Origin of the sequence: Nonlabens sp. (assembly GCF_018401815.1) — a bacterium.
GTDB lineage: Bacteria > Bacteroidota > Bacteroidia > Flavobacteriales > Flavobacteriaceae > Nonlabens.
The window spans coordinates 930,438-954,149 of sequence record NZ_JAGYKG010000001.1 but is presented as its reverse complement, the minus strand read 5'-3'; the positions used below and the strand labels follow the sequence as shown (position 1 = coordinate 954,149).

The 23,712-nt window shown below is 37.5% G+C and carries 26 protein-coding genes; 16 read left to right on the top strand and 10 right to left on the bottom strand.

Going from position 1 to position 23,712, the window contains the following annotated elements:
- Positions 1–46: 46 nt before the first annotated feature.
- The 4 genes from KG732_RS04260 to KG732_RS04245 form a co-directional block, all read right to left on the bottom strand.
- Positions 47–274, bottom strand: a complete 228-nt coding sequence (locus KG732_RS04260) for a hypothetical protein (protein WP_213521139.1) — start codon at positions 272–274, stop codon at positions 47–49.
- Between the two features lie 29 nt (positions 275–303).
- Positions 304–534 (bottom strand): hypothetical protein, encoded by a 231-nt coding sequence (locus KG732_RS04255; RefSeq protein ID WP_213521137.1) that lies wholly within the window; start codon positions 532–534, stop codon positions 304–306.
- 2 nt (positions 535–536) lie between these two features.
- Positions 537–1,277 (bottom strand): ABC transporter ATP-binding protein, encoded by a 741-nt coding sequence (locus tag KG732_RS04250; protein ID WP_213521135.1) that lies wholly within the window; start codon positions 1,275–1,277, stop codon positions 537–539.
- A 74-nt stretch (positions 1,278–1,351) separates the two neighbouring features.
- Complete coding sequence (locus KG732_RS04245; protein ID WP_213521134.1) at positions 1,352–2,836, bottom strand: DUF5687 family protein; 1,485 nt, start codon at positions 2,834–2,836, stop codon at positions 1,352–1,354.
- Positions 2,837–2,927: 91 nt separating this feature from the next.
- On the opposite strand from KG732_RS04245, the gene KG732_RS04240 reads away from it, so the two are divergent.
- Positions 2,928–3,971: a ferredoxin--NADP reductase gene (locus tag KG732_RS04240; RefSeq protein WP_213521133.1), complete on the top strand. Its 1,044-nt coding sequence runs from the start codon at positions 2,928–2,930 to the stop codon at positions 3,969–3,971.
- A 21-nt stretch (positions 3,972–3,992) separates the two neighbouring features.
- Here KG732_RS04240 and KG732_RS04235 read toward each other — a convergent pair whose 3' ends face one another.
- From KG732_RS04235 to KG732_RS04225, 3 genes are read right to left on the bottom strand one after another with little or no spacing between them, the layout of a single operon-like run.
- The gene (locus KG732_RS04235) at positions 3,993–4,652 is read right to left on the bottom strand and encodes a CoA transferase subunit B (RefSeq protein ID WP_213521132.1); all 660 of its coding nucleotides are present in this window, start codon (positions 4,650–4,652) and stop codon (positions 3,993–3,995) included.
- A gap of 54 nt (positions 4,653–4,706) precedes the next feature.
- On the bottom strand, positions 4,707–5,069 hold the full coding sequence (locus KG732_RS04230) for a four helix bundle protein (protein ID WP_213521131.1): 363 nt from the start codon (positions 5,067–5,069) through the stop codon (positions 4,707–4,709).
- 52 nt (positions 5,070–5,121) lie between these two features.
- Complete coding sequence (locus KG732_RS04225; RefSeq protein WP_213521129.1) at positions 5,122–5,823, bottom strand: CoA transferase subunit A; 702 nt, start codon at positions 5,821–5,823, stop codon at positions 5,122–5,124.
- 63 nt (positions 5,824–5,886) lie between these two features.
- Here KG732_RS04225 and KG732_RS04220 point away from each other — a divergent pair, with 63 nt between their 5' ends.
- From KG732_RS04220 to KG732_RS04205, 4 genes are all read left to right on the top strand, one after another.
- Positions 5,887–6,588 (top strand): peptidoglycan DD-metalloendopeptidase family protein, encoded by a 702-nt coding sequence (locus KG732_RS04220; RefSeq protein ID WP_213521128.1) that lies wholly within the window; start codon positions 5,887–5,889, stop codon positions 6,586–6,588.
- A gap of 88 nt (positions 6,589–6,676) precedes the next feature.
- A complete protein-coding gene (locus KG732_RS04215) occupies positions 6,677–7,666 on the top strand; it encodes a UDP-glucuronic acid decarboxylase family protein (RefSeq protein WP_213521126.1) in 990 nt (329 codons plus the stop codon).
- Entirely contained in the window at positions 7,629–9,020 is a 1,392-nt protein-coding gene (locus KG732_RS04210; protein WP_367271477.1) for an undecaprenyl-phosphate glucose phosphotransferase, read from the top strand. Before KG732_RS04215 ends, KG732_RS04210 begins: the two co-directional genes overlap by 38 nt.
- The gene (locus KG732_RS04205; RefSeq protein WP_213521125.1) at positions 9,021–9,809 is read left to right on the top strand and encodes a glycosyltransferase family A protein; all 789 of its coding nucleotides are present in this window, start codon (positions 9,021–9,023) and stop codon (positions 9,807–9,809) included. It abuts the gene before it with no gap.
- On the opposite strand, the gene KG732_RS04200 is transcribed toward KG732_RS04205, so the two are convergent.
- Positions 9,793–11,079: a phenylacetate--CoA ligase family protein gene (locus KG732_RS04200; RefSeq protein ID WP_213521124.1), complete on the bottom strand. Its 1,287-nt coding sequence runs from the start codon at positions 11,077–11,079 to the stop codon at positions 9,793–9,795. The two genes, KG732_RS04205 and KG732_RS04200, sit on opposite strands and share 17 nt — an antisense overlap.
- Positions 11,080–11,362: 283 nt before the next feature.
- On the opposite strand from KG732_RS04200, the gene purD reads away from it, so the two are divergent.
- Positions 11,363–12,631, top strand: coding sequence for a phosphoribosylamine--glycine ligase (gene purD / locus KG732_RS04195; protein ID WP_213521123.1), 1,269 nt, complete (start codon positions 11,363–11,365; stop codon positions 12,629–12,631).
- A gap of 11 nt (positions 12,632–12,642) precedes the next feature.
- On the opposite strand, the gene KG732_RS04190 is transcribed toward purD, so the two are convergent.
- Complete coding sequence (locus tag KG732_RS04190) at positions 12,643–12,945, bottom strand: uracil phosphoribosyltransferase (protein ID WP_367271476.1); 303 nt, start codon at positions 12,943–12,945, stop codon at positions 12,643–12,645.
- 22 nt (positions 12,946–12,967) lie between these two features.
- Between KG732_RS04190 and KG732_RS04185 the strand changes: the two genes are divergently transcribed.
- From KG732_RS04185 to KG732_RS04175, 3 genes are read left to right on the top strand one after another with little or no spacing between them, the layout of a single operon-like run.
- Positions 12,968–13,807: a hypothetical protein gene (locus tag KG732_RS04185; RefSeq protein ID WP_213521122.1), complete on the top strand. Its 840-nt coding sequence runs from the start codon at positions 12,968–12,970 to the stop codon at positions 13,805–13,807.
- A 42-nt stretch (positions 13,808–13,849) separates the two neighbouring features.
- A complete protein-coding gene (locus tag KG732_RS04180) occupies positions 13,850–14,458 on the top strand; it encodes a DUF4254 domain-containing protein (RefSeq protein ID WP_213521121.1) in 609 nt (202 codons plus the stop codon).
- 3 nt (positions 14,459–14,461) lie between these two features.
- Positions 14,462–15,493 (top strand): glycosyltransferase family 9 protein, encoded by a 1,032-nt coding sequence (locus KG732_RS04175; protein WP_213521119.1) that lies wholly within the window; start codon positions 14,462–14,464, stop codon positions 15,491–15,493.
- Positions 15,494–15,553: 60 nt separating this feature from the next.
- Here the strand turns inward: KG732_RS04175 and KG732_RS04170 are convergent, their stop codons facing one another.
- A complete protein-coding gene (locus KG732_RS04170; RefSeq protein ID WP_213521117.1) occupies positions 15,554–16,078 on the bottom strand; it encodes a GRAM domain-containing protein in 525 nt (174 codons plus the stop codon).
- 388 nt (positions 16,079–16,466) lie between these two features.
- Here KG732_RS04170 and KG732_RS04165 point away from each other — a divergent pair, with 388 nt between their 5' ends.
- From KG732_RS04165 to KG732_RS04135, 7 genes are all read left to right on the top strand, one after another.
- Complete coding sequence (locus tag KG732_RS04165; RefSeq protein ID WP_213521116.1) at positions 16,467–18,329, top strand: M1 family metallopeptidase; 1,863 nt, start codon at positions 16,467–16,469, stop codon at positions 18,327–18,329.
- 203 nt (positions 18,330–18,532) lie between these two features.
- Positions 18,533–18,901, top strand: a complete 369-nt coding sequence (gene rnpA, locus KG732_RS04160; RefSeq protein ID WP_213521115.1) for a ribonuclease P protein component — start codon at positions 18,533–18,535, stop codon at positions 18,899–18,901.
- Positions 18,902–19,147: 246 nt separating this feature from the next.
- Positions 19,148–20,791, top strand: a complete 1,644-nt coding sequence (locus KG732_RS04155; RefSeq protein ID WP_213521113.1) for a S41 family peptidase — start codon at positions 19,148–19,150, stop codon at positions 20,789–20,791.
- Entirely contained in the window at positions 20,791–21,852 is a 1,062-nt protein-coding gene (locus KG732_RS04150; protein ID WP_213521112.1) for an OmpA family protein, read from the top strand. The genes KG732_RS04155 and KG732_RS04150 overlap by 1 nt, the downstream gene beginning before the upstream one ends.
- Positions 21,853–22,191: 339 nt before the next feature.
- Positions 22,192–22,524: a helix-turn-helix transcriptional regulator gene (locus KG732_RS04145; RefSeq protein WP_213521255.1), complete on the top strand. Its 333-nt coding sequence runs from the start codon at positions 22,192–22,194 to the stop codon at positions 22,522–22,524.
- A 47-nt stretch (positions 22,525–22,571) separates the two neighbouring features.
- The gene (locus KG732_RS04140; protein WP_213521111.1) at positions 22,572–23,033 is read left to right on the top strand and encodes a DUF6428 family protein; all 462 of its coding nucleotides are present in this window, start codon (positions 22,572–22,574) and stop codon (positions 23,031–23,033) included.
- Positions 23,034–23,045: 12 nt separating this feature from the next.
- A complete protein-coding gene (locus KG732_RS04135) occupies positions 23,046–23,675 on the top strand; it encodes a protein-tyrosine-phosphatase (RefSeq protein WP_213521110.1) in 630 nt (209 codons plus the stop codon).
- Positions 23,676–23,712: the final 37 nt, after the last annotated feature.

Sequence of the window (23,712 nt, the reverse complement as noted above, 5' to 3'; positions counted from 1 at the left end):
CTTATAAAAGAATAATGAACTGCATGGCGTCACCGTGATTCATTATTTACAACTTAAAAGGGGTTTTTAAAAATATAGATTTTAAACCGTATTCTCTTCCCTTTTCGGTTTCTTCTATATGAGGTTTTGGAGAACATACCATAGCAATTCCTATAGGCACAAAAGTTGTCCAAACTCCTTGCTCGATAAATTGAAGTAGTATGAATCTAGTAATTAAGAATAACGCAGTAAAACAAACTCCGTAAATAAGGAAAACTCTAATTTTAGGACTCATGGCAATTAATTTTTTCTAAAGGTATATCATTAGACCTTAAATACCTTCTTGCTGAAAATTGATTTCAAACCGTATTCCTTGCCAGATTGCATTTGTACTACATGAGGTCTAGGAGCAATCAACCACGCACAGGTCAAAGGGACGATAGTAGTCCAAAGAGAAGCCTCCATAACCAACTGCATCATTATAAATCGCGCTAGTAAAAAAGCTGTTAAGAAAATAATCACATGAATGCCTAACATTTTATATCTAGGATTCATAACTATTCTTCTTCTAAGATTGCTGCCACTGGCGCATGACTTTCTGAGATACCAATAAAATAATCTTCTAACTCTTTAAACGTAGCGCTGCTCTTTTCAATATCTTTTACCACTTTCCCTTTTTCTAAAAGCACCACCCGTTGAGCAACCTCTGTCACATGAATCAAATCATGACTTGAAACCAATACAGTCACCTCAGGATCGTTGGCGAGTTCTTTAATGATTTTCTTTAATCTGATTTGGGTAGAAGGGTCAAGGTTTGCAAAGGGTTCATCAAGAATAACTACTCGTGGGTTACCTATTAACGCGGCTATAATTCCTACTTTTTTCTGGTTTCCTTTAGAAAGGTCACGCAAGTATTTTTTTTGTCCTACCGCTTCACCGTTAAAGAAATCACTGTAGCTAGCGATAAGAGCATCAATAGCTGCTTTGTTTTGGCCCCGCAATTCTCCGATGAAATAGAAATATTCTTCTGGTGTGAGGTAGCCTATTAAAAAGCTCTCATCTATAAAAGCACTTGTAAAAGGTTTCCAGTCTTCACTTTGATCTATTCTCACATCGCTTGAAACGATATGACCTGTAGAGGGCTGAATCAAATCTAGTAACAGGGAAAACAGAGTGGTTTTTCCAGCACCGTTGTTTCCTACTAATCCTATGGCCTGACCTTTAGGGATTTCAAGATGTTCTATGTCTAGTACGCTCGTCCCATTGTATTGTTTTGAAAGCTTATTTATAGTAATCATAATGATATAGTGTTAGTTGTTGGTTTTAATTTCGCTTTCGCGAAAGCGTAATTCATATAATCCACGTGCTCCGCTTAGTCCTTTTGTGCATAAGCTGCTATAGTGTCGTACTTCTCATTTTTATAAATATCTTCAATCAGATCGAAAATTTTATTCCTAAAAAGCAATCCTAAAACTCCGGTTGCCGCAATCGCAATAAACCCAGCAGTCTCGTTGATGGTCAGTGCAAAGGCATAATAAATAACTACTGGTAAGACCAATTTAGGAAGAAGTAAGAGTAGTGTTTTTGCATTAAAAGCCTTGGAATCGCCAAAAGCTTTTTTAGTCGTCATTAAATCAATAGGTGTTTTTACAAAAGCGCCACCCCATAAAACCACAGAACTATTAAAACCGATGTTGTAAACAGCTCCCGCCAATATTCCAAACCACCAGTCCCATCCAAAATAGATGTAAAACGAGCACAATAGTGTGCTGATTACCGTAGCGGCCACCATAAGCCACCATTTACTCAACAAAAACTCCCGGTAAGGTATGTTTTGTGCCATCATTAATTTGTAATAGCTACTGTCCCAACTAGGAACCAGACCACCAAAACTGAATAGAAATCCGCCGGTACAAAACAAACCTGCAAAAACCTTCATCCCATTGATATCAGCATACACGTCTTGCATAAAAAACAAGCCGTAAAGCACAAAAAAGAATCCCATAAAAAAGGTCATTTTTGCGCGTTTATTGCGTTTGATCAATTTGATATCATTCTTTAAATAAGTAGACAGTTTGCCAAAACGATCCAGAAAACTTAAATCCTCTGTACTCGCTTCTTGAGCTGCAGCTTTTAATCCTTCATCTAAATACAACTGCTTTTCAAAATAATGATATGCGTAATATGCTGCACCTATCAAAAGCAATAGCGGAATTATAAATGCCCATGCGTTTTCATAAAAGAACATAAATACCGGACCTGTATATAGGGTAATATCAAATATGCCATAGAACTGAGACAAGGCTAGAGCTGCCATTACCGCAACAACTGGATAAAAAACTTTATCGATGTTATTCATAAAAACGTTGAGGAAATTAGTCGCTAGAGTGATCAACAACATGGCGAGGTGCCAGCTGATAACCCCGGTAATACTGTAGCCTTCAATTATTAAGACCACACTAAACGGAATAAAGAAAAACGCAGGTAAGAAATTGAAAAAGGATACCACTGTTTTGCCTAAGGCATAGTTGACTATTTTTCCTTTCTTAAAAGGCAGGTATAGCAGCGGTTTTATATTGGCCACTGGCATTTTTTGAAGCATATAACGATAAGCGATATCTGCAAAAATCCAATAGATTAAAAACTGATTAATGACTTGAAAAGGATTGCCTGCGTCGATTTTCCCCTCTTCAATAAACTCTTCTATAATGAAATAACTACCTGCACCTAGGAATCCAAAAATTGCAATAAAATACAAAGCCCCAAAGCCCATCAAAATCTTAATTGCAAGATTTTGTTTAAATGCTGCACTTCTAATAAAGCTTTTCCATTCTAGATGGATAAATTGTTGGATCATGGTCAATGAATTTGACGTGTTAGTTACAAATATTATAAAAATGTTACAGCTCGATTTTCCTTTATTACTTTTGCAACTTTAAAAACACGTCATGATTTTTCATAAACTTACTATAAAACAAGTTACTAAAGTCACTTCTCAAGCGGTAGAAATACTATTTGAGATTCCTGAGAACCTTAAAACTGACTTTACCTATACCGCTGGCCAATACTTAACTCTTAAAGCCACGATAAACGGAAATGAGGTGCGTCGTGCCTATTCTCTTTCTAGCGCACCACATGAAAAAGACCTAAAAGTCGTGATCAAAGCCGTAGAAAAAGGAGTGTTTTCTAACTATGCCATGACATTACGCGCTGGTGACCAACTAGACGTCGCCTCTCCTGAAGGTCTTTTTATTCATAAAAAAGCGAACAGCGCGCAGCATTATTTAATGATTGCAGCAGGTAGTGGCATCACTCCCATTACCTCTATTATCAACGATATTCTTACTCAAGAACCAGATAGCAAAGTAGCCTTGATCTATGGAAATCAGTCTGTAGCGCAAACCATTTATTACGAGCAGTTCAATGATCTTAAAGATCACTATGCAGATCGATTTTTTCTTAACTATTGTTTTTCTCGAGAGGAACGCGATGAGGCATTATTTGGTCGTGTAAGTAAATCTAACCTCAACTTTTTCTTAAAACAAGTGGTAAGTGATCTCGTTTTTGCAAAAGCCTACTTATGTGGACCAGAAGAAATGATTGCTATGGCAACAGCTAATCTGGTAGAAAAAGAAGTGCTTTCTAAAGAACACATCTATTTTGAGCTTTTTACAACCAAAGAAAATGACATGGAGATTACGGAAGACAGTCACCTGACCGAGCTCACCGTTATTCTCGATGACGAAGAGTATCAACTTACTGTAAAACGCAGTGATAACTTACTGGACGTAATGCTCAAGAACGACATCGACGCCCCTTATAGCTGTCAAGGCGGTATTTGTAGCTCTTGCATTTGTAAAATACAAGAAGGAACCGCACTAATGGCAAAAAACGCGATACTAACCGACAAAGAAGTCGCTGCTGGTTTTTCTTTAGCTTGCCAAGCCTATGCCACTAGCCCTAAATTAGTCTTGAATTTTGATGAAGTGTAAGAGAAGAAGATCTCAAAGCAATTATTCATAAATGTTCATCTCAGGAATCGCTCCATCAATAATCAAAGTTCCTTCTGTAGCATTTTGAATTTCTTCTACGCTAACTCCTGGAGCGCGTTCTAATAATTTAAAACCTTTTTCAGTTACTTCTAGAACAGCAAGGTTGGTGACAACTTTGTTGATGCAATTCACACCAGTTAACGGCAAAGAACATCTTTTTAAAAGTTTAGATTCTCCTGCTCTATTGGTATGCATCATTGCAACGATAATGTTCTCAGCACTGGCTACTAGATCCATGGCACCACCCATTCCTTTTACCATTTTACCTGGTATTTTCCAGTTGGCTATATCGCCATTTTCAGCTACTTCCATAGCTCCTAAAATAGTAAGGTCAACATGTTGTCCTCTTATCATCCCAAAACTCATGGCACTATCAAAAAAGCTGGCGCCTGGCAATGTGGTGATGGTTTGTTTACCTGCATTGATCACATCTGGATCCTCTTCTCCCTCAAAGGGAAAAGGCCCCATTCCTAGTACACCGTTTTCTGACTGGAACTCTACATCAATCCCTTCTGGAACATAGTTAGCTACCAAGGTTGGTATTCCTATTCCTAAATTGACATAATACCCGTCTTTTACTTCTTGGGCGATTCTTTTTGCTATTCCTACTTTGTCTAACATGATTAATTTGATGATTTGATGATGAGATAATTTGATGATGATTTGATGATCAAATTATCCATTCCTATTACGTTTTGTGGTTCCTATAATTTTAGACAGGACTTTTGATATAGATGCTCTGTCTTTAAAAATTTGTTCTTCAGGGGTTGGTAAATGTTTTGATGCTTTGCACAATTCTAACCAGTATTCAGATTCGTCGCTCTCCTTTGCAGCAATTTTAAATTTATGTATAAAGTCCTTGGAACTTTCTGCGTTTTGAGCTTCCCAGACGTTTGCCCCTATACTCGTTCCAGATCTGAAGAGTTGCGATGCTAAATCCCAATCTTTCTGACTTTTTAGTTGCTGGACAAAATCAATAATTTGTAGCGAAAAATTAAAAGTCAGACTAACTATAGCATTATCCTTTATATTTCTCATACTGTATTTTTAAGTATTATCAAATTAACAAATTGTCACATCAGCAAATTATTTATTCTCGTTTTCTCACCGTAAGTTGCTCAATCCTCTTTTCATACTTCTCTCCTTGAAAAATTCGTTTTACAAATATTCCTGGAATATGAATCTCATTGGGATCTAATTCCCCTGCAGGAACCAGTTCTTCTACCTCAGCAACAGTGATAGTCGCTGCACCAGCCATTACTGGATTAAAGTTACGAGCCGTTCCTTTGAAAATTAAATTTCCAGCCTCGTCTCCTTTCCATGCTTTTACAAAGGCAAAATCTGCTTTGAAGGCTTGTTCTAGAATATGTGGCTTTCCGTTAAAGTCTCTGACTTCCTTTCCTTCAGCTACTTCAGTACCATAACCTGCTGGTGTAAAAAATGCTGGAATACCGGCTTGTGCTGCGCGACATCTTTCGGCTAGTGTCCCTTGAGGGATCAAATCTACTTCCAACTCACCGCTTAACATCTGGCGTTCAAACTCGTCATTTTCTCCTACATAAGAAGAAATCATTTTCTTGATTTGTTTTCCTTTAAGTAGTAAGCCTAAGCCAAAACCATCTACACCTGCATTATTTGAAATACACGTCAGGTTGCTCACTCCATTTTTTACCAGTTGAGCAATACTATTTTCAGGAATTCCAGACAGTCCAAAACCACCTACCATCAAAGTCATACCGCTTTTAACGCCTTCCAGTGCTTCTTCCACACCTTTTACCGTTCTATTGATCATATCAAATTTCTTTGGTTTAAAAATACGCCAATTTATTGAGGATTTAAAGCACTTATCGGCAATATGAAGCTAGGTATTTCATTAAATTGCTATAAAATTGAAGCATTCATTATCATGACATTTAAACAGCTTATCGATCCCAAATACAGTTCAGAGGACTATTTCCCTATCAACCTGTCGGTTGCAAATTCCTTTTGGGATGAGAATGAGGTGAGTGACATTCCTGTTTTTGAAAAGTACCTGCAAGAACAACGGGATCGTACTGGTAAATATGTGGCTCACGGTGGTTACTTAGAACAGCGTGCTTTGTATAGAAAATCGGCTCGATTTCAGTCTGGCGTGGTACGAGATGTTCATATGGGTATGGATCTTTGGGCTCCTGCAGGGACCAGCGTTCACGCATTTATGGATGGCATTGTACACAGTTTTGCTCACAACGACGACCCAGGCAATTACGGTCCTACCTTAATTTTGGAACACGATTTCAAGGCTAAAAAAATCTATTCCCTTTATGGCCACCTCTCTATAAGTGATATGAAAAAGTGGTCTGTGGGACTCCGCTTTCGCGAAAGCGAGATCATAGCACACCTAGGAAAACCAGAAGAAAACGGTGGTTATTCTCCACACCTGCACTTTCAAATCATGACCGATATGAAAACTTATAAAGGAGACTTCCCAGGTGTTGCTGCAACAGAAGAGCTAGAAAATTATAAGAAGATTATTCTCGATCCCAATCCATTTATTTTTGGGAATGCGGTAATCTAAAAACTTGTTTAGCTGTTCTCAATAAAGCTGGGTCAGCACGCGTTCAATTTTCCTATCTTTGAACACTAATAACTGATCTGCGTTTTACATGAAAAAAAGAGTTCTTATTACTGGTGCTGCAGGGTTTTTAGGTTCGCACCTTTGCGATCGTTTTATAAAAGAAGGCTACCGAGTGATAGCAATGGATAACTTGATCACGGGCGATCTTAAGAATATCGAACACCTGTTCCCTTATGAAGATTTTGAATTTTACCACCACGATGTCTCTAATTATGTGCATGTAGCTGGAGATCTAGATTATATTTTACACTTTGCGAGCCCAGCAAGTCCCATAGACTATTTAAAGATTCCTATACAAACCTTAAAAGTAGGTTCTCTAGGAACGCATAACCTTTTAGGTCTGGCAAAAGCAAAAAATGCCCGACTACTTATCGCTTCTACAAGTGAGATTTACGGTGATCCTTTAGTACACCCTCAAGATGAAAGTTATTATGGTAATGTAAATACCATAGGGCCTCGAGGCGTTTATGATGAGGCAAAGCGTTTTCAAGAATCCTTAACCATGGCTTACCACAGATTTCATGGGCTAGAAACTCGCATCGTGCGTATTTTTAACACTTATGGACCGAGAATGCGACTCAATGATGGTCGTGTGATTCCCGCTTTTATGGGTCAGGCACTGAGAGGAGAAGATATTACTGTTTTTGGTGATGGATCACAAACAAGATCGTTCTGTTATGTGGACGATCAAATAGAAGGAATTTATAGATTATTGCTTAGTGATTATTCAGACCCAGTAAATATTGGGAACCCTAATGAAATCACCATAAGAGATTTTGCTGAAGAAATTATTGCACTTACAGGAACCGACCAGAAAGTAGTCTATAGAGATCTTCCACAAGACGATCCATTGAAAAGACGTCCAGATATTTCACTTGCTAAAAAAATCCTCGATTGGGAACCTAAAGTAGGTCGTGAAGAGGGAATGAAATTAACTTATGACTATTTCAAATCACTTTCTAGAGAAGATTTAAACAAACGTGACCACAAAGACTTTACAAAACATATCCGCAGATAGTATCGCCTATCGCAATGGCCGTTTTTCTGGTTTTATACGACCCATTTCCTACCTAGTAGATTTGAGTCTTATCATTTTTGCTGCGTCTTATTTTTTCAAAGAAAGTTTTGACTTACTTACCTATAGTATTTTTATAGGTATTTGTTGGGTAATTGTCTCCATGCAACTGGATTTTTATAGAATACGCAGGAACACAAAATTCATGACTTTACTGTCCCGTCTAGCTAAGCAGTCTGTATTTTTTGCATTTATGGTATTTGCATTTTTCGGCTACTACTATGAATTGAACAGAGCATCTACCTATATTTTCAATTATATAGGGGCTACTGTTATGGGTATTTCCTTAGTAAAAATATCCTTATTTTTTATACTTAAAAACTATCGCAAGGCGCTAGGAGGTAATTATAGAAATGTGGTGATTTTGGGTAAAAACAAAGACACGCAGCAACTCCTTGATTTTTTCAAAACACATACAGACCTCGGCTACCGTTCTAAAAATTTAATAGACGTCACTACTAGTTCCTTTTCTCTATCTGAATTTAAGAATTGGGTAATTCAAGAGAAAATAGATGAAATTTTTTGCTCTGTTACCGAATTAAGTAACGAACAGCTCTTAGCCCTTACCGATTTTGCAGACAATAATTTAAGGACACTTAAATTCATTCCTGATACAGCAGCGGTACTCTCTAAGCATCTACAATACGACTATTACGGTTTAACCCCTGTACTATCTTTAAGAGAAATCCCACTGGATGATATCGCTCATAAGTTTGCAAAAAGAACCTTTGATATTGTATTCTCTTTATTCGTAATTACTTGTGTGTTGTCTTGGCTTACTCCTTTGGTAGCTATCATTATAAAGATGGAATCTAAAGGTCCTGTTTTTTTTAAACAACCTCGCAATGGATTGGACTACAAAGAGTTCACTTGTTTTAAGTTTCGTTCTATGGTTCCTAATACCACCGCGCACTTGCATCAAGTCAAGCGAGGTGACCATAGAATTACCAAGATAGGCCGGTTTTTACGCAAGACTAGTGTTGATGAATTGCCGCAATTTTTCAATGTGCTTTTAGGAGATATGAGTGTGGTAGGACCGCGACCGCATATGGTGAGTCACACGCATATGTATGCTGAGCGGATTGATAAATTTATGGTACGTCACTTTGTAAAACCTGGTATTACGGGACTTGCTCAAGTAAGTGGTTACCGAGGCGAAGTAGAAACAGAAGAAGACATCAAAGGCCGTGTACGCAATGATATTTATTACATCGAAAATTGGAACATCGCTTTAGATATAAGAATCATTTTCAAGACCATTGCCAATGTGTTTCAGGGTGAAGAAAAGGCCTACTAAATGAGCCTGGTTTCTATCATAACGCCTACGTTTAATAGCCTTACAACGCTTGAAGAATCCTTGGACAGCCTTTTAGCACAAACGCATCGACCCTTAGAAGTCATTGTTGTAGATGATGGCAGTACTGATGCTAGTTACGCTTTCGCGAAAGCCTATGCAGCGAAAAACACTTCTTTAGAACTCACTTTTGTCATCTTAAAAAATGCTTCAAACTCTGGCGCTGGAACCACCCGCAACAAAGGAATAGAAGCCGCAACCGGCACCTATATAGCCTTCCTAGATGCAGACGATTTATGGAAGCCTCATAAACTAGAAGTGCAGCTATATGCGATGAAAAAGCATAAGGCTTCTTGTTGTTATGGTGCTTATGAAATTTTTAAATCCTCCCCAGAGCAACCCGACTTTATTCATAAAGCCTTTGAAAAATTGACGTTTCAAAAACTCTTAAAAGCTAATTACCTAGGGAACCTTACTGGAATTTATAACGCAAAAAAACTAGGTAAATTCTATATGCCAGCCTTGCGTAAACGACAAGATTGGGCCATGTGGCTAGACGTGATTCAACATGCAGGTGTTGCCATAGGAATTCAAGAACCTGTTGCCAGTTACCGACTAACAGATGATGGGTTATCTTCTAACAAACTTAATTTGATTCCCTTTAATTACGCGGTTTACAAGAAACATTTGGGATATTCTAGCCTAAAAAGTAGTTGGATGCTGTGCCGCTTTTTTTATGAACAGTTCTATGTAAAGGGAAGCATGAAACTCAAGCTTAGGCCTCACTCATAAACTGCTTCAATTTCCCGCGTTTACTCCTGTCGAGAACTTCTAGTTTTGTGAACTCTAATGATAATCCGGGTTCTAAATAGTCATCCATGGCTTTTTGAATGTTCTTTTTAATTCCTGCATTCATATCGCTTTTACTTACATATTGAATTTCAAAAAAAGCAGGTTGTTTCTGGACGACTATAAATTCAAGAATATCCAAATCTTCTTTAATGATGGCTTTAGTCACATAATAAAAAGTCAGGCCAGGAACTACTTTACCACTGGGTAATAAAGCGACGTCGCTGGTACGTCCTTGCAAGTCTTTTAAAACTCGTGTTCCATTATCTAGCGTTTTTAAACTACCCAAATCTCCTATTTCATAACGTATCATAGGGCATGCTTTGTTGTACAGATCCGTGACTAGAATTCTGCCTATTTCTCCATCAGCAACTTGCCTGTTCTCTTCATTTACTACTTCAACATAAAGATTCTGTTGGTTAATTTCAAAATCTCCACGGGTATTTTGCATGGCAATCAATCCTACTTCACTTGCTCCGTATTCATTAAATATTGGAATTCCCAGCCATTTTTCTAATAGCAAGCGATCGTCTGGAAAGAGCATTTCACTGGTGACGATGCCTATTTTGAGTGTTGGGCAACTACTTTTGAGAACTATATTTTTACTTTGGCAGTATTTTGCCAGTAACACAATACTGCTGGTATACCCATTGATGTATTCAAAGTCATTTTTTGAGAACACTTGGACAAAGCCTTGCAGGACTTCCTCATTCATATTAAAAATAGGAAAGCGTTTGCGATAACTCAAAAAGTCTTTAACAAGCTCTACATACCTTGCTTTTCCTGTTAGTGGAATTCCGTAAAAACGTGCTTGTAATGAAGTGTTTAGGTCAATTCCATGTTGGCTATAGGCCTTATGAAAAGCTGCCCAAGTCATGGCATGGGCATAGTTATCTTTACCAAAAGTAAAAGGGTGACCGCTGGAACCACTTGTTTTGCCTTTAAAGATGTTTTTTGTGGTAAAGCCTTTACTCAGTCGCTTGTGTAAGGCTTGCTGTAAATTTTGTTTGGTTAAAACAGGTAATTCTTCCCAAGAAACTGATTGATCAGTTACAAGGCTATTGTAAAAATGATTGTTGGTAAAATGGTATTTTACTAGAGCTTGTTGGCGGTTTTCTATACCGCCTAAATCTAATACATCAAACTCGGCACGAGCCTTGTCGATCTCAAAACCTTGTAGTTTTAATGTGGTATCGAAGAGTTGTAGAGGCAATTGATATAGTTTTGAATCAAAGATCGTTTATTTAGACCAAGATATGATGCGCTCTTAGATTTCCCATTCAAACGCATACCAAATTTTTCTAATATCCGAACAACTGAACCACATCTAAGAACTCCCGCAGGGTTTTTGAGTTTTTAGAACCCTGAACTTTATGGAAGATACCTTTATTCTCCGACTACATTCATATCATTACTATAACTCTTGAATAAAGTATGCTGCATCTTTGCTATTCAGTTTGACAAAAACTTATTTTTGCATTCTATAAACACAACCTATGAATGTTCTCATTTTAGGAAGCGGTGGCCGCGAGCACGCTTTTGCATACTCGATTATTAAAAGTCCTCTTCTTACCAAGTTATTTGTCGCTCCAGGAAATGCTGGAACTCATGAAATTGCAACAAATGTAGATCTCGGAATTACCGACTTTCCTGCAATCAAATCCTTTGTCATTGAGAATGATATTTCTATGGTTATCGTAGGTCCAGAAGCGCCTCTTGTAGAAGGTATTTACGATTATTTCCAAACAGAGGAGTTACAACATGTCAATGTTATAGGCCCCTCCAAACAAGCTGCAGTTCTAGAAGGTTCTAAAGAATTTGCAAAAGAATTTATGCTGCGCAACAACATACCTACAGCAGCTTATCAAAGTTTTACAAAAGAAACCTTAAAAGAAGGAATATCTTTTATAGATAGCTTGAACCCCCCCTACGTACTTAAAGCAGATGGACTTGCTGGAGGTAAAGGAGTACTTATCATCCCGCAAGCTGAAGAAGCAAAAGAATCTCTTAAGGAAATGCTAGTAGGCGGGAAATTTGGTGCTGCATCTAATAAAGTAGTCATAGAAGAATTTCTAGATGGAATTGAAATGAGTGTTTTTGTCATGACCGACGGTAACTCTTATAAAGTGATGCCTACCGCAAAAGATTACAAACGTATAGGAGAAGGCGACACAGGACTGAATACTGGGGGTATGGGCGCCGTCTCTCCGGTTCCTTTTGCAAACGATGAGTTGATGCAAAAAATAGAAGATCTTGTGATACAACCTACTATTGAGGGTTTTGCAAAAGAAAATCTTATTTACAAAGGTTTTGTGTTTATAGGTTTAATGATCGTAAATGGAGCGCCTGAAGTCATCGAGTATAATGTAAGAATGGGTGATCCAGAGACCGAAGTCGTCTTGCCTCGTATATCTAGTGATTTACTGGCTCATTTGCATGCTTTCGCGAAAGCGGAACTACACAAAGAAAAGCTAACCATAGATTCTAGAAGTGCCACCACAGTAATGTGTGTAGCGGGTGGCTACCCAGAAAACTACGAAAAAGGAATGGAAATTTCAGGCTTAGAAAATGTAGAGGACAGCATCGTCTTTCATGCGGGTACGGCTCTAAAAGAAGGTAAGGTGATAACTAATGGTGGGCGCGTTATGGCGGTAACTAGCTACGGAAATGATTTCAAACAGGCACTAAAAAAATCCTACCAAAATGTAGAAAAACTACATTTTGATAAGATCTATTATCGTAAAGATATAGGTTTTGACCTTTAACAAGTAAGTGATTAACCTAAGAAAGAGTGACCCGTTTGAGTTTTATCCTCATCCTTATCGTACTCTTTAAGTTGTAACATCCAGTAAACAACAGCTGCCACTAGGATAAGAATTGCGATCCATGATATAGCATTTGCTGCAAACCAACTTTCAGTCTCTAATGCTCTCAGAGCATCAAAAGGAATTAAGATAAGTTCAAATAAGCTTACTATTGCGTCTAATAAAGTTTCCATTTCTGTAAATTGCTTGTTGCGACTGCAAAAATAGTCAAAAATCTCTATGCTTACCAGTTTTTTTAAAACCAGTAGACCCATTCATTTCATCATCACTTTTTTGATGGTAGGGCTCCTGCTTGGGTATTTTTTGGTCCAGCAACCCGATTTAGGTTGGAGTGTGATATGGATTCCTATGGTGGCTTTAGGATCTATAGCGCTTTTCCAATTTACCACTCTGCAAAATGAACTCACTCAAAACAACTCTTATTCCATATGGATTCACAGCTGTTTACTTATTATAGCAGCTTTATATTCGGCTAGTATAGAGGTTTTTACTGCTTATTTATTATTTCTTCTCGCTTTGAGAAGCTTACTCAGTATGCGTAGTGGACTGGGTCTCATAAAAAAAATATTTGATGCTTCTTTTTGGATCGCCACTGCTGCGCTATTTTATTCGTGGACGTTCTTATTGATCTTAATTGTTTTTATAAGTATTATTCTTTATGCTTTTACTAATATAAAATACTGGACGGTTCCTTTAATTGCTATTAGTGGGGTGGGATTACTCACTTTTACTCTTGACTTATATACTGGAACTGATTCCCTTTTAAAAATACTGGAAGGCTTTGATTATACCTTTGATTACTTGACTAATGAATGGTCGCTGTCTGCAATCGTTTCTTTAATTTTTGGGTCCGTTGGCTTTCTTTTTTCGGCAGCAATATTACTGGGTTTTCCCAACATTTCATTAAGTGCGCGATCGCGATTTTCTATATTAGGCTTTGCCGGTGTTTGTGGATCTGTATTTTTAGTGATCGAAGGTATCGCGTTATTTGTACTACCAGTCATAGCTATATTTACAGCTAGGTTTATACAAGAAACTGACGATAAGATCATTAAAGAGACTCTTTTATGGATTCCGCTTATCAGCATGTTGATTCTCTTTTTTCTTAAATTCTAGAGCGCTTGTAAATCTTTATATTTGCATTATAAAATCATAATTATGTTTTCAGATAAAGCCAATAAAATTTTTCAAACGGTTATTGATAAATACCACGTTGTAAACACAGTAGATCAGAGTTTTGAAAATCCTTACGACCGCAATACGCATCTTATCGAGCATTTATTGTATCGCAAATGCTGGATTGATACCGTTCAATGGCATTATGAAGACATTATTAGAGATCCGCAAATTGATCCAGTTGCCGCACTGACTCTTAAAAGAAAAATCGACGCGAGCAATCAAGATCGCACCGATATGGTAGAATTTGTGGATGGTTATTTTCTAGATCAATACAGCGATGTACCCATTAAAGATGGGGCTACGATCAATACAGAAAGTCCTGCATGGGCAGTAGATCGCATGTCTATACTGGCATTGAAAATATACCATATGAATGAAGAGGCAACTCGTACCGATGCTTCACCAGAACATATCAACGCCTGTCAAAAGAAACTGGACATTCTTCTAGAGCAACGCATTGATTTATCCACCGCACTTGATCAATTATTAGAAGATATCTCTAAAGGAAACAAATACATGAAAGTGTATAAGCAAATGAAAATGTACAATGATGACGAACTTAACCCAGTCCTCAGAGCTTTAAAATAATTCATGCCGCTACCTCAACGCATACTTGTCATCAGACTAAGCGCTATGGGCGATGTGGCGATGTGCGTCCCTGTTTTACTGGCTTTAAAAAGGGATTACCCAAGTGTTGAAATACTAGCGCTTACGCGAAAAAGGTTCCGTTCCATCCTAGAGCCGCTTTCTGATAGTAGTTGTATAGAAGCAGATGTGGATGGAGTCCATAAAGGCATTTCTGGACTTTATAAACTTTCTAAAGAAATAAAAGCACTTGAAATACATGGTATAGCCGATTTTCACAATGTGCTACGCAGTAACCTACTAGGTGCTTTTCTTAAAGGAATTCCTAAAGCCAAAATCGACAAAGGCCGCTCTGATAAGAAACGACTTATAAGTGACCCAAATTTTTTCCAGCCCTTAAAGCACAACACAGAACGCTATGCAGATGTGCTGCGAGACCTTGGTTTTGACATAGAATTAAAAGGAACCGAGTTCTTACCTAAACAGGGCCTTTCACCTCAAATTCAGGAACAAATAGGCCTTAATTCTTCTAAATGTATAGGTTTTGCGCCTTTTGCTGCACATCAAAATAAATCAATTACCCTAGAAAAGGCTAAAGAAATCGTCGAAGAACTAGCAAAAAAAGATCATTTGAGCATCTTACTTTTCGGTGGAGGGAAAAAAGAAACAGAACAATTACAAGAGATCGCCAATTCTTATAAAAACGTGATCAATCTCGCTAGCACCACAGATTTTAAAAACGAACTAGCCGTGATTTCTAATCTAGACGCCATGATTGCTATGGACAGCGGTAACGGACATCTCGCCGCTTTGTATGGAATTCCTGTAATTACATTGTGGGGAAATACCCATCCTTATGCGGGCTTTGCGCCCTATGCACAACCTATGGAAAACCAACTAAGGGTAGATAGAGAGCAGTTTCCATTAGTGCCTACTTCTATTTTTGGCAATAAAAAGGTGAAGCCTTACGAACACATCACTAATACCATAGAAGTGAAAGCTGTTGTAGATAGGTTGAACGAAGTTCTTGACTCCTAGCGACGGACTATTCTAAGCGGTTCTGCTATACAGCAGAATGAGGGTTGCATGAACTATCTATTACAATAAACTAGAATTTAACCTCTTTAATTCTTCCATAAGCTCATCTCGTCCTTGAATAATAAATCTATAGTCTTTCTCTGTGGTAATTAGTATTAGCTCGTTATTTAAAAAATTAAATATTCGGTTGTTAATCTTAAAACCTGAGATGTCTTGAATAGGAATAAGCGTTTCTCCTGTTTGAATATTTACTTGATGAGATTTAAAGATCACACTTTTATTAGTAAGGGCTATTTTACCTCCTACACCTTCTTTGCCTCTATACAAATTTGCTCCATATTCTTTGATTAAAATTTCATTTTCTGGGATAGCAATTGTCACTTTTTTAAATGCATATTGAGCAAAAAGCGTCATACCAATTGCAAATAATGGTCCTCCGATCATCACATAAGCTATAGAATTAATTAAAAGCCATGTAACAGAAAAACCCTCCGTTATCGTATAAAACAATGTCATGACGATTGCCATAAGGATTCCCCAACCTAAAGAAATAACCCAAAACTGTTTACTAAACATCTTTATCATGAAGCTAAAATAATTACAGGTTCAAAATTTTCCAAAATTATATTCTCCTTCTGCTTTACAGGTTTTTAGGTTATTCCCTTCCAAGTAATTTTCCTTACCTCACCAGCTCTATACATTGCCCTTTATTTCTGAGCATATAATCTGCATCTTATATGATTTCACGATTAGTATTATTGATATCCAACTGACTTGAGTATTATAGATTTTTGGGCTGCATCAATAACCCCTTTACGAGACCAAACTCCAATAACATCCGATCAAATAAGGTAAAATCAACGTATGGAATAAAGAAATACCCATTTATCCTCTTGCTCTTTACCAAGAGATAAGATTTCCTTCACAATTGAAAATTGGTAAATCCTTATATTAGCAGCAACAAAAAATTCCTATGAAAAAAATTGCTTTAATTCTTACAGTTGCAGTTGCTTTAGCTGGTTGTAACTCTTCTAAAAATGTAGTGGCTAGCCGATCATTTGATTCTGGTACTTACTGGCAACAACATGTCAACTATGATATGGATGTGAATATAGATGCAGATCGTTACCAATACACCGGTCAACAAAAGCTAATATACACGAACAATTCGCCAGAAACCATAGATCGAGTTTACTACCACCTATTCTATAACGCTTTCCAACCTGGTAGCGAAATGGATGAACGTTCTCGTACTATTGCAGATCCTGATCCACGAGTAGGTTCTCGTATTGTAGCTTTAAAGCCTAATGAAATAGGGTATTTGCACGTGAGCAGTATGAAACAAGACGGTCAACCAGTACTAGCAGACGAAGAAGGAACGGTGCTCGTAGTAAAGCTTGCAAAAGCAATTGCGCCAGGACAGTCTACTACTCTAGAACTGGATTTTAACGGTCAGGTTCCTGTACAAATAAGAAGAAGTGGACGTAATAATGCCGAAGGAGTTGCGCTTTCTATGACGCAATGGTATCCTAAAATGGCAGAGTTTGATAAGTACGGTTGGAACACAAGTCCGTATATCGCACGTGAATTTCACGGCGTTTGGGGAGATTTTGATGTGAAACTAACTATTGATAAAGAGTATACAATCGGTGGCACGGGATACCTTCAAAATCCTAAAGAAATAGGTCATGGTTATGACCAAGCAAATTCTGGCCCTGCAAAAGGTAAAGACGGAAAATTAAAATGGCATTTTAAAGCACCTCAAGTACATGATTTTGCATTTGCCGCAGACAAAGATTATGTCCACGATATCTACAAAGGTGCAAACGGAGTGGACCTTCACTTCTTCTACAAGGATAACGATGCCATCAGAGAAAACTGGAACCAATTACAGCCAGTAACTAATGAGTTTTTAAAATACTTCAACGAGCATATAGGCAATTACCCTTACCAACAATACTCCATAATTCAAGGTGGTGATGGCGGTATGGAATATGCCATGTGTACCTTGATAACTGGAGAACGAAGATTTGGCAGTCTTGCGGGAGTTACGGCTCATGAATTTGCACACTCGTGGTTCAATCACATTCTGGCTACTAACGAGTCTAAAGATGAGTGGATGGATGAAGGTTTTACCACCTATATTTCTAACCTAGCCATGAATGAAGTTTTCAAAGAAGGAAAAGAAAATCCTAATGCTGGTTCTTACAGAGGTTATATAGGACTTGCTATGTCTGGTAAAGAACAACCACAAACCACCCATGCAGATCGTTATGAATACAATGGTGCTTATGGAACTAGTGCATATTCTAAAGGAGCTGTTTTTATGGCACAACTAGGTTATGTGGTAGGAGATGACGTACGAGACCAAATTATTAAAGAATATTTCAATACTTGGAAATTCAAACATCCTGACCCTAATGACTTCAAAAGGGTAGCTGAACGTGTGAGTGGTTTTGATTTGGAATGGTATTTAAGAGATTGGACCATGACTACAAATAGGATCGATTATTCTATTGAAAATGTGAGCAATCTAGATGGTAAGGCGGTAATTTCGCTTTCGCGAAAAGGCCTTATGCCTATGCCACTAGACATAGAAGTAACCTTGAATGATGGCAGTACAAAAATGTATTACATCCCTCTTGAAGAAATGCGCGGAGAAAAAGAAGTCGGCAGAAATGTAATTACGGCTTCAGACTGGGCTTGGGCATATCCCACTTATAAACTAACTCTTGAAGGTATAGATGTAAATAACCTAAAAAGTGTGACCATCGATCCTAAAGAAATGATGGCAGATGTGAATAAGGCTAATAATACGTTTCCAATAGAGGAATAGGTTGTAGTCAACCGTCACACGAAGCAGATTGATTTCAAACAAGTTTGAAATTTTAGTAGGCAGTAGTTCTTTAAATAGAATTACTGCCTATTTTTATGAATATGATCTATTTGTGTTCCGCTTTCGCGAAAGCGAGAACTTAACACCCACCTGCTGAAAACCGAGACCGAGACTGCAAACTAATAACATATCTTTGCACTACAATGAAACTCACTTTAAGCAGAAATAAAAAGCTAAAAAGCAAAAAGGCTACCGACCAGCTTTTCTCCAATGGTTCGTCCATAAGAAAAGGACCTTTGCGTGTAGTTTATTTTATAGAAACTCAAGCTGGTGAGCATCAAATAGGAGTAAGCGTAGGAAAGCGTTTTTTTAAACGTGCCGTGGATCGCAATCGCATTAAAAGATTGATGAGAGAGTCCTATCGATTGCACCAAGAATTACTACCCATTTCTGAAGCTGTTCATTTAAAGGCCATGTTTATCTATCAATCTGGTAAAATGCCCGATTACGACTATATAGAAAGCCTGACTAAAAAGCTATTGAAAGAACTTACTAAAAAAGTAACTTCATAAGACTAGAGTCCTCAGAGTAGGAATATGGGTTCACTTACTAATTTAAGTCACAGTAACAACCTTATACATGTATACAATCTTTTTTCACCCTCTATATTCTAGGCTTTTTCCTCCTTGTTACTCTCTAATAATAGGCATTGTGCTTCTATACAATTCGTTAGCCGTAATCTCGTTACAACTGTTATGGTGCTTCTGAGTATTTATCCTATATTTAATGGTGTTTAATGGCAACCTCAAATAAAAAAAATGAGTAAAAGAATAAATATAAAAAGACAGATCCTGCTTCCTATAGCAGCAGCTGGGTTATTACTTACAACCGCTAGTTTTCAAAATGACTTTTTTGAGATTGCAAAACAGATTGAGATTTTTACAGAAATGTACAAACAACTCCATATGAACTATGTGGACGATACAAACCCCGCAGAACTTATGGATAATGCCATAGAAGGAATGCTGGAAGGACTGGATCCCTATACCGTATACTGGACAGAACAAGAGGTAGAAAAATCTAATATCAACCGTCGTGGAGCTTATACCGGCATAGGCGCAAATGTGCGTACAAAAAAAGAAGCCATCACTATTATAGAGCCCTGGAAAGATTATCCAGCAGATAAAGCTGGGCTTAAAGCTGGGGACGATATCATAGAAATAGATGGTATCAAAGTAGCCGATTATAAAGATAATGCTGGGGATTTGTTGCAAGGTTCTTCAGGTACAGCGCTAAGTATTACCTATATACGTCAAGGAAAAACAATAAAGACAACACTTAAAAGAGAAGGTATTGAAGTAAATGCGGTTCCTTTTTATGACATGGCAACTCCAGATATAGGATACGTGGTTCTTTCTAAATTCAATGAAAAAGCCTCTAAAGAAACTAAAGCAGCGATTAAAGAATTAAAAGAAAAAGGAGCTGCCAAAATAATTCTTGACTTACGAGGGAACCCTGGCGGCTTGTTAAGTGAAGCTGTAAATGTATCCAACTTATTTATTCCAAAAGGAAAACTCATCACCAGCACACAATCTGTTGTAGCGAAGTATAACAAAACCTACCTGACCAATCGCGATGAAGAATTTAAAGGAATGCCCGTGGCGGTCTTGATCAATGGCCGTAGCGCGAGTGCAAGCGAGATTGTGAGTGGCAGTCTGCAAGACTATGATCGCGCTGTCATAGTAGGGGCAAGAAGTTTTGGTAAAGGACTGGTACAACGCCCTAAACCATTGTCTTATGGAACCCAGGTGAAAATTACTATTTCCAGGTATTACACCCCTAGTGGTCGCTGTATACAAGCTTTAGATTATTGGAACCGAGATGAAAATGGGGACGCTATTCGAACCAAAAAAGAAAATTATCAAGCTTTTCAAACCGTAAACAGCGGTCGTACCGTGTATGATGGCGGTGGCGTAGCACCTGATATTACGATCGCATCTGCCGCGTATTCTCCAGTTACTACAGCTCTTCTTAAAGAAAACTCCATTTTTGATTATGCCACAGCATATTACTACCAACACCAATTTACTTCTCTAGATGAGATTCAATTTTCAGATGCTGACTTCCAAGAGTTTGTTTCCTGGATAGAAAAACGTGGGTTTGAATTTGAAACGGTTACGGAGTCCGCTTTCGCGAAAGCGTATCAAACAGCTGCTAACGAAGAATTAGATGATGATATTATGAATTCCTACAACTCTATACTGGAAACCATTAAAAATGCTAAAAGAAAAGAAATCATAAATAAAAAAGCCGAAATTAAAAGCCTACTTACCGATGAAATCGTAAAACGATATTTTTATAAAGAGGGCCTTTACAAACACCAAATCAAATACAACCCGGAGATCAAAGCGGCTATTGAAGTGCTTAATGATAAAAGTAAATACCAACGTATTTTAAAATAATGATTATTAAAAAACACATAGCCCTTCTTTTAGTACTCGTGAGTTTATTAATGAAAGGACAACTTACTGAAAAGCATTCGGTTTACTTTGATCTTGATAAAGACCAATTTTCAGTCAGCGACGGCAATCAACTGAATTCCTTTTTTGATGACTTGTTATACAAACCTCTTCTAGATGTAAAAATACTGGGCTACTGTGATGATCGTGGTTCTTATAATTACAACCTGGATCTTTCCAACAGGCGAGTAGAAACCGTTTCTAAATGGTTACAGGAACACGCTATTACCATAGAACACATTTCCAAAACTATTGAAGGTAGAGGCGAAGTCGCTTTAGAAGAAGGTGCTGAAAAATTAACTTTAGAAGAAGAACGCGCTCAAAATCGACGAGTTGATGTTGTTTTTTCGCTAAAAGAAACCATTACCCAGCGACTAGAAATTAAAAAGCTAGATGTAAACGACCTTACAGAAGCAGAGTTAGAAGAGATAAAAACCTATGAGGATAAAGTAGTTAAAGCAATTCTAAAAGATACGACAAGCACCGCCGTTATTCCTGTATCTAAAAACTTAAAAAGTATTCCTTTAAAAAACCTAGTAGAAGTGGCAGAAGAGTATTTAGATATACCTACGTTACTGGACACTTTAATTGATAATTCAACAGAACCCTTTAAATCTTTATTAAATAAAAACCTTAAAAAAGGCCAAGTCATTAGGCTAGACAACATACTCTTTTATAGGGGAAGGTCTGTTGTTCTTGAAGAATCTCAACCCCTTTTAGATCGTGTAGCAGAAATACTCGTGGCACGTAAAGACATTCACTTTGAAATTCATGGTCATGTGTGTTGCATCAACCCTGTTTATGACGATGCTTACAATCGAGATACCAAAAAATCCAACCTTTCTTACGCCAGGGCCAAATCCATTTTTGAAACTCTAAAAAAACGTGGTGTGAGCTACCGCAGGATGAAATACAAAGGCTATGGTCGTACCAAACCCTTAGGAGGTCTCGATAAGTTGGACCGTCGCGTAGAATTGTATATCACTAAAATCGATACTGATTAATTTAAAAAAGCAGGCTTTCTTCTCTCTAATGAAACCCTATATATATATTCCTCTATACTATTGTTTCTGTCTATCTCTTGTGCTGAGACTGCACAAAAGAATCTTAAAATAATTCTGTAGAAACTCCCAAATCAATGGGCTTAAAAAAGGCTGCTATTGCTTTAAAAAAATAAGGCGTTCTATGCAATAAATCAAAAACTCGTGAAGAATCAGTAGACATGTTTCCATTGATTTTGAAGTGGCTACATATGAAACACCTCTTGACTCCGTAAAAATAAATAAAATGCTATTTATAGCATAATAAATTGATGTGTTTATCGTAACTTTGCAATGAAAGATATGGGAGTTACTAAAAGTGAAAAATTTACTGAAGAGCAAAATAAAATCGCTCGCATGACAAAAGCAATCGGGCATCCCGCTAGAATAGCTATCATTCAGTATTTGTTTTCCATAGATTCTTGCGTATGTGGAGACATCGTAAATGAAATTGGTTTAGCACAACCCACTATTTCACAACATTTAAAAGAATTAAAGTCTGTAGGACTCATAAAAGGCAGCGTTGAGGGTACAAGTGTTTGTTATTGTATTGATTATCATAATTGGTCATTAATGAAAAACTTGCTTTCCCCTATTTTAAACCTCGACGCTGCTACTTTAAATAAATGCTGCTAAAAAAATTTAAAAGTATTCATCGTAATATTGCATTTAAAAAATGAAAAATGAAACTATCTGAATTTAAAAACCAGTTGTCACAACTAGATAAAATCGCATTTACACTTCCAAATGGTACGCTAGTGCCCTCCCATTTTCACATTACTGAAGTAGGGAAGGTCGTAAAACATTTTATAGATTGCGGCGGTACCGAGCGACTAGAAACAGTTGTCAACTTCCAACTTTGGGAAGCAAGCGATTACGATCACAGGCTTCATCCTGAAAAACTACAGCAAATCATTGAACTGTCTCAGTCTCGGTTAGGACTTCCAGATGTAGAGATAGAGGTAGAATATCAAGCAGGAACCATAGGGAAGTTTGGTATAGATTTTAATGAAGGTCACTTTGTACTCACTAACAAACTGACCGATTGCCTGGCTAAAGACAGTTGTGGCATCCCTCAAGAAAAACCACAAGTAAGGCTTTCAGAAGTTCAAAATTCATGTACACCAGATTCTGGTTGTTGTTAATTAATTTTTTATATGTTTTTACCAATCAAAAACCTACTGGATGGCCTAGATGTAACTGCCATTCCGCTTTCGCGAAAGCGAGAACTCCATCAACTTTCAGACTATATCAATTACAGTCTTCAACATCACAACAAAACTCAACTCACTTTTATTTGTACCCATAATTCTAGGCGCAGCCATCTATGCCAAATTTGGGCACAAATCGCAGCTAGATATTATCAAATAGGAGATATACATTGCTATTCTGGCGGAACAGAAACTACAGCTGTTTATTCTAAAATCATCAAAACACTCAAAAGACAAGGCTTAGAAATTACTAAAAGCAAGCCTAAAGAAAATCCGGTGTACTATGTAGAATACAGTGAAGTTATGCCGCCTTTAAAGGTGTTTTCAAAACTCTTTGATGATAAGGTAAATCCGTCACAACAATTTGGAGCACTAATGACTTGTGACCATGCTTCTGAAAACTGTCCTATAGTTCCTGGGGCAGAAAAACGCATCTCAATTACCTATTTAGACCCAAAAATAAGTGATGGAACACCAGAACAAGAAGCAGTTTATGAAGAACGCAGCCTTCAAATCGCTACCGAAATGAAATATGTCTTCTCTCATGTGACACCTAGTAAACTTCAAAATGATTGATTAAAAATCACTCCTTTTAAAACTCCCTTTAATTCCG

Excerpts from the sequence above, each read along its gene's own strand:
- KG732_RS04230 (WP_213521131.1), bottom strand. The coding sequence starts at position 5,069 with ATGAGAAATATAAAGGATAATGCTATAGTTAGTCTGACTTTTAATTTT.
- KG732_RS04255 (WP_213521137.1), bottom strand. The coding sequence starts at position 534 with ATGAATCCTAGATATAAAATGTTAGGCATTCATGTGATTATTTTCTTA.
- KG732_RS04175 (WP_213521119.1), top strand. The coding sequence starts at position 14,462 with ATGCCGCTACCTCAACGCATACTTGTCATCAGACTAAGCGCTATGGGC.
- KG732_RS04135 (WP_213521110.1), top strand. The coding sequence starts at position 23,046 with ATGTTTTTACCAATCAAAAACCTACTGGATGGCCTAGATGTAACTGCC.
- KG732_RS04150 (WP_213521112.1), top strand. The coding sequence starts at position 20,791 with ATGATTATTAAAAAACACATAGCCCTTCTTTTAGTACTCGTGAGTTTA.
- KG732_RS04220 (WP_213521128.1), top strand. The coding sequence starts at position 5,887 with ATGAAGCTAGGTATTTCATTAAATTGCTATAAAATTGAAGCATTCATT.
- KG732_RS04225 (WP_213521129.1), bottom strand. The coding sequence starts at position 5,823 with ATGATCAATAGAACGGTAAAAGGTGTGGAAGAAGCACTGGAAGGCGTT.
- KG732_RS04260 (WP_213521139.1), bottom strand. The coding sequence starts at position 274 with ATGAGTCCTAAAATTAGAGTTTTCCTTATTTACGGAGTTTGTTTTACT.
- purD (WP_213521123.1), top strand. The coding sequence starts at position 11,363 with ATGAATGTTCTCATTTTAGGAAGCGGTGGCCGCGAGCACGCTTTTGCA.
- KG732_RS04185 (WP_213521122.1), top strand. The coding sequence starts at position 12,968 with ATGGTAGGGCTCCTGCTTGGGTATTTTTTGGTCCAGCAACCCGATTTA.
- KG732_RS04235 (WP_213521132.1), bottom strand. The coding sequence starts at position 4,652 with ATGTTAGACAAAGTAGGAATAGCAAAAAGAATCGCCCAAGAAGTAAAA.
- KG732_RS04215 (WP_213521126.1), top strand. The coding sequence starts at position 6,677 with ATGAAAAAAAGAGTTCTTATTACTGGTGCTGCAGGGTTTTTAGGTTCG.
- KG732_RS04205 (WP_213521125.1), top strand. The coding sequence starts at position 9,021 with ATGAGCCTGGTTTCTATCATAACGCCTACGTTTAATAGCCTTACAACG.
- KG732_RS04180 (WP_213521121.1), top strand. The coding sequence starts at position 13,850 with ATGTTTTCAGATAAAGCCAATAAAATTTTTCAAACGGTTATTGATAAA.
- KG732_RS04140 (WP_213521111.1), top strand. The coding sequence starts at position 22,572 with ATGAAACTATCTGAATTTAAAAACCAGTTGTCACAACTAGATAAAATC.
- rnpA (WP_213521115.1), top strand. The coding sequence starts at position 18,533 with ATGAAACTCACTTTAAGCAGAAATAAAAAGCTAAAAAGCAAAAAGGCT.
- KG732_RS04165 (WP_213521116.1), top strand. The coding sequence starts at position 16,467 with ATGAAAAAAATTGCTTTAATTCTTACAGTTGCAGTTGCTTTAGCTGGT.
- KG732_RS04145 (WP_213521255.1), top strand. The coding sequence starts at position 22,192 with ATGGGAGTTACTAAAAGTGAAAAATTTACTGAAGAGCAAAATAAAATC.
- KG732_RS04170 (WP_213521117.1), bottom strand. The coding sequence starts at position 16,078 with ATGATAAAGATGTTTAGTAAACAGTTTTGGGTTATTTCTTTAGGTTGG.
- KG732_RS04155 (WP_213521113.1), top strand. The coding sequence starts at position 19,148 with ATGAGTAAAAGAATAAATATAAAAAGACAGATCCTGCTTCCTATAGCA.
- KG732_RS04250 (WP_213521135.1), bottom strand. The coding sequence starts at position 1,277 with ATGATTACTATAAATAAGCTTTCAAAACAATACAATGGGACGAGCGTA.
- KG732_RS04190 (WP_367271476.1), bottom strand. The coding sequence starts at position 12,945 with ATGGGTCTACTGGTTTTAAAAAAACTGGTAAGCATAGAGATTTTTGAC.
- KG732_RS04240 (WP_213521133.1), top strand. The coding sequence starts at position 2,928 with ATGATTTTTCATAAACTTACTATAAAACAAGTTACTAAAGTCACTTCT.
- KG732_RS04245 (WP_213521134.1), bottom strand. The coding sequence starts at position 2,836 with ATGATCCAACAATTTATCCATCTAGAATGGAAAAGCTTTATTAGAAGT.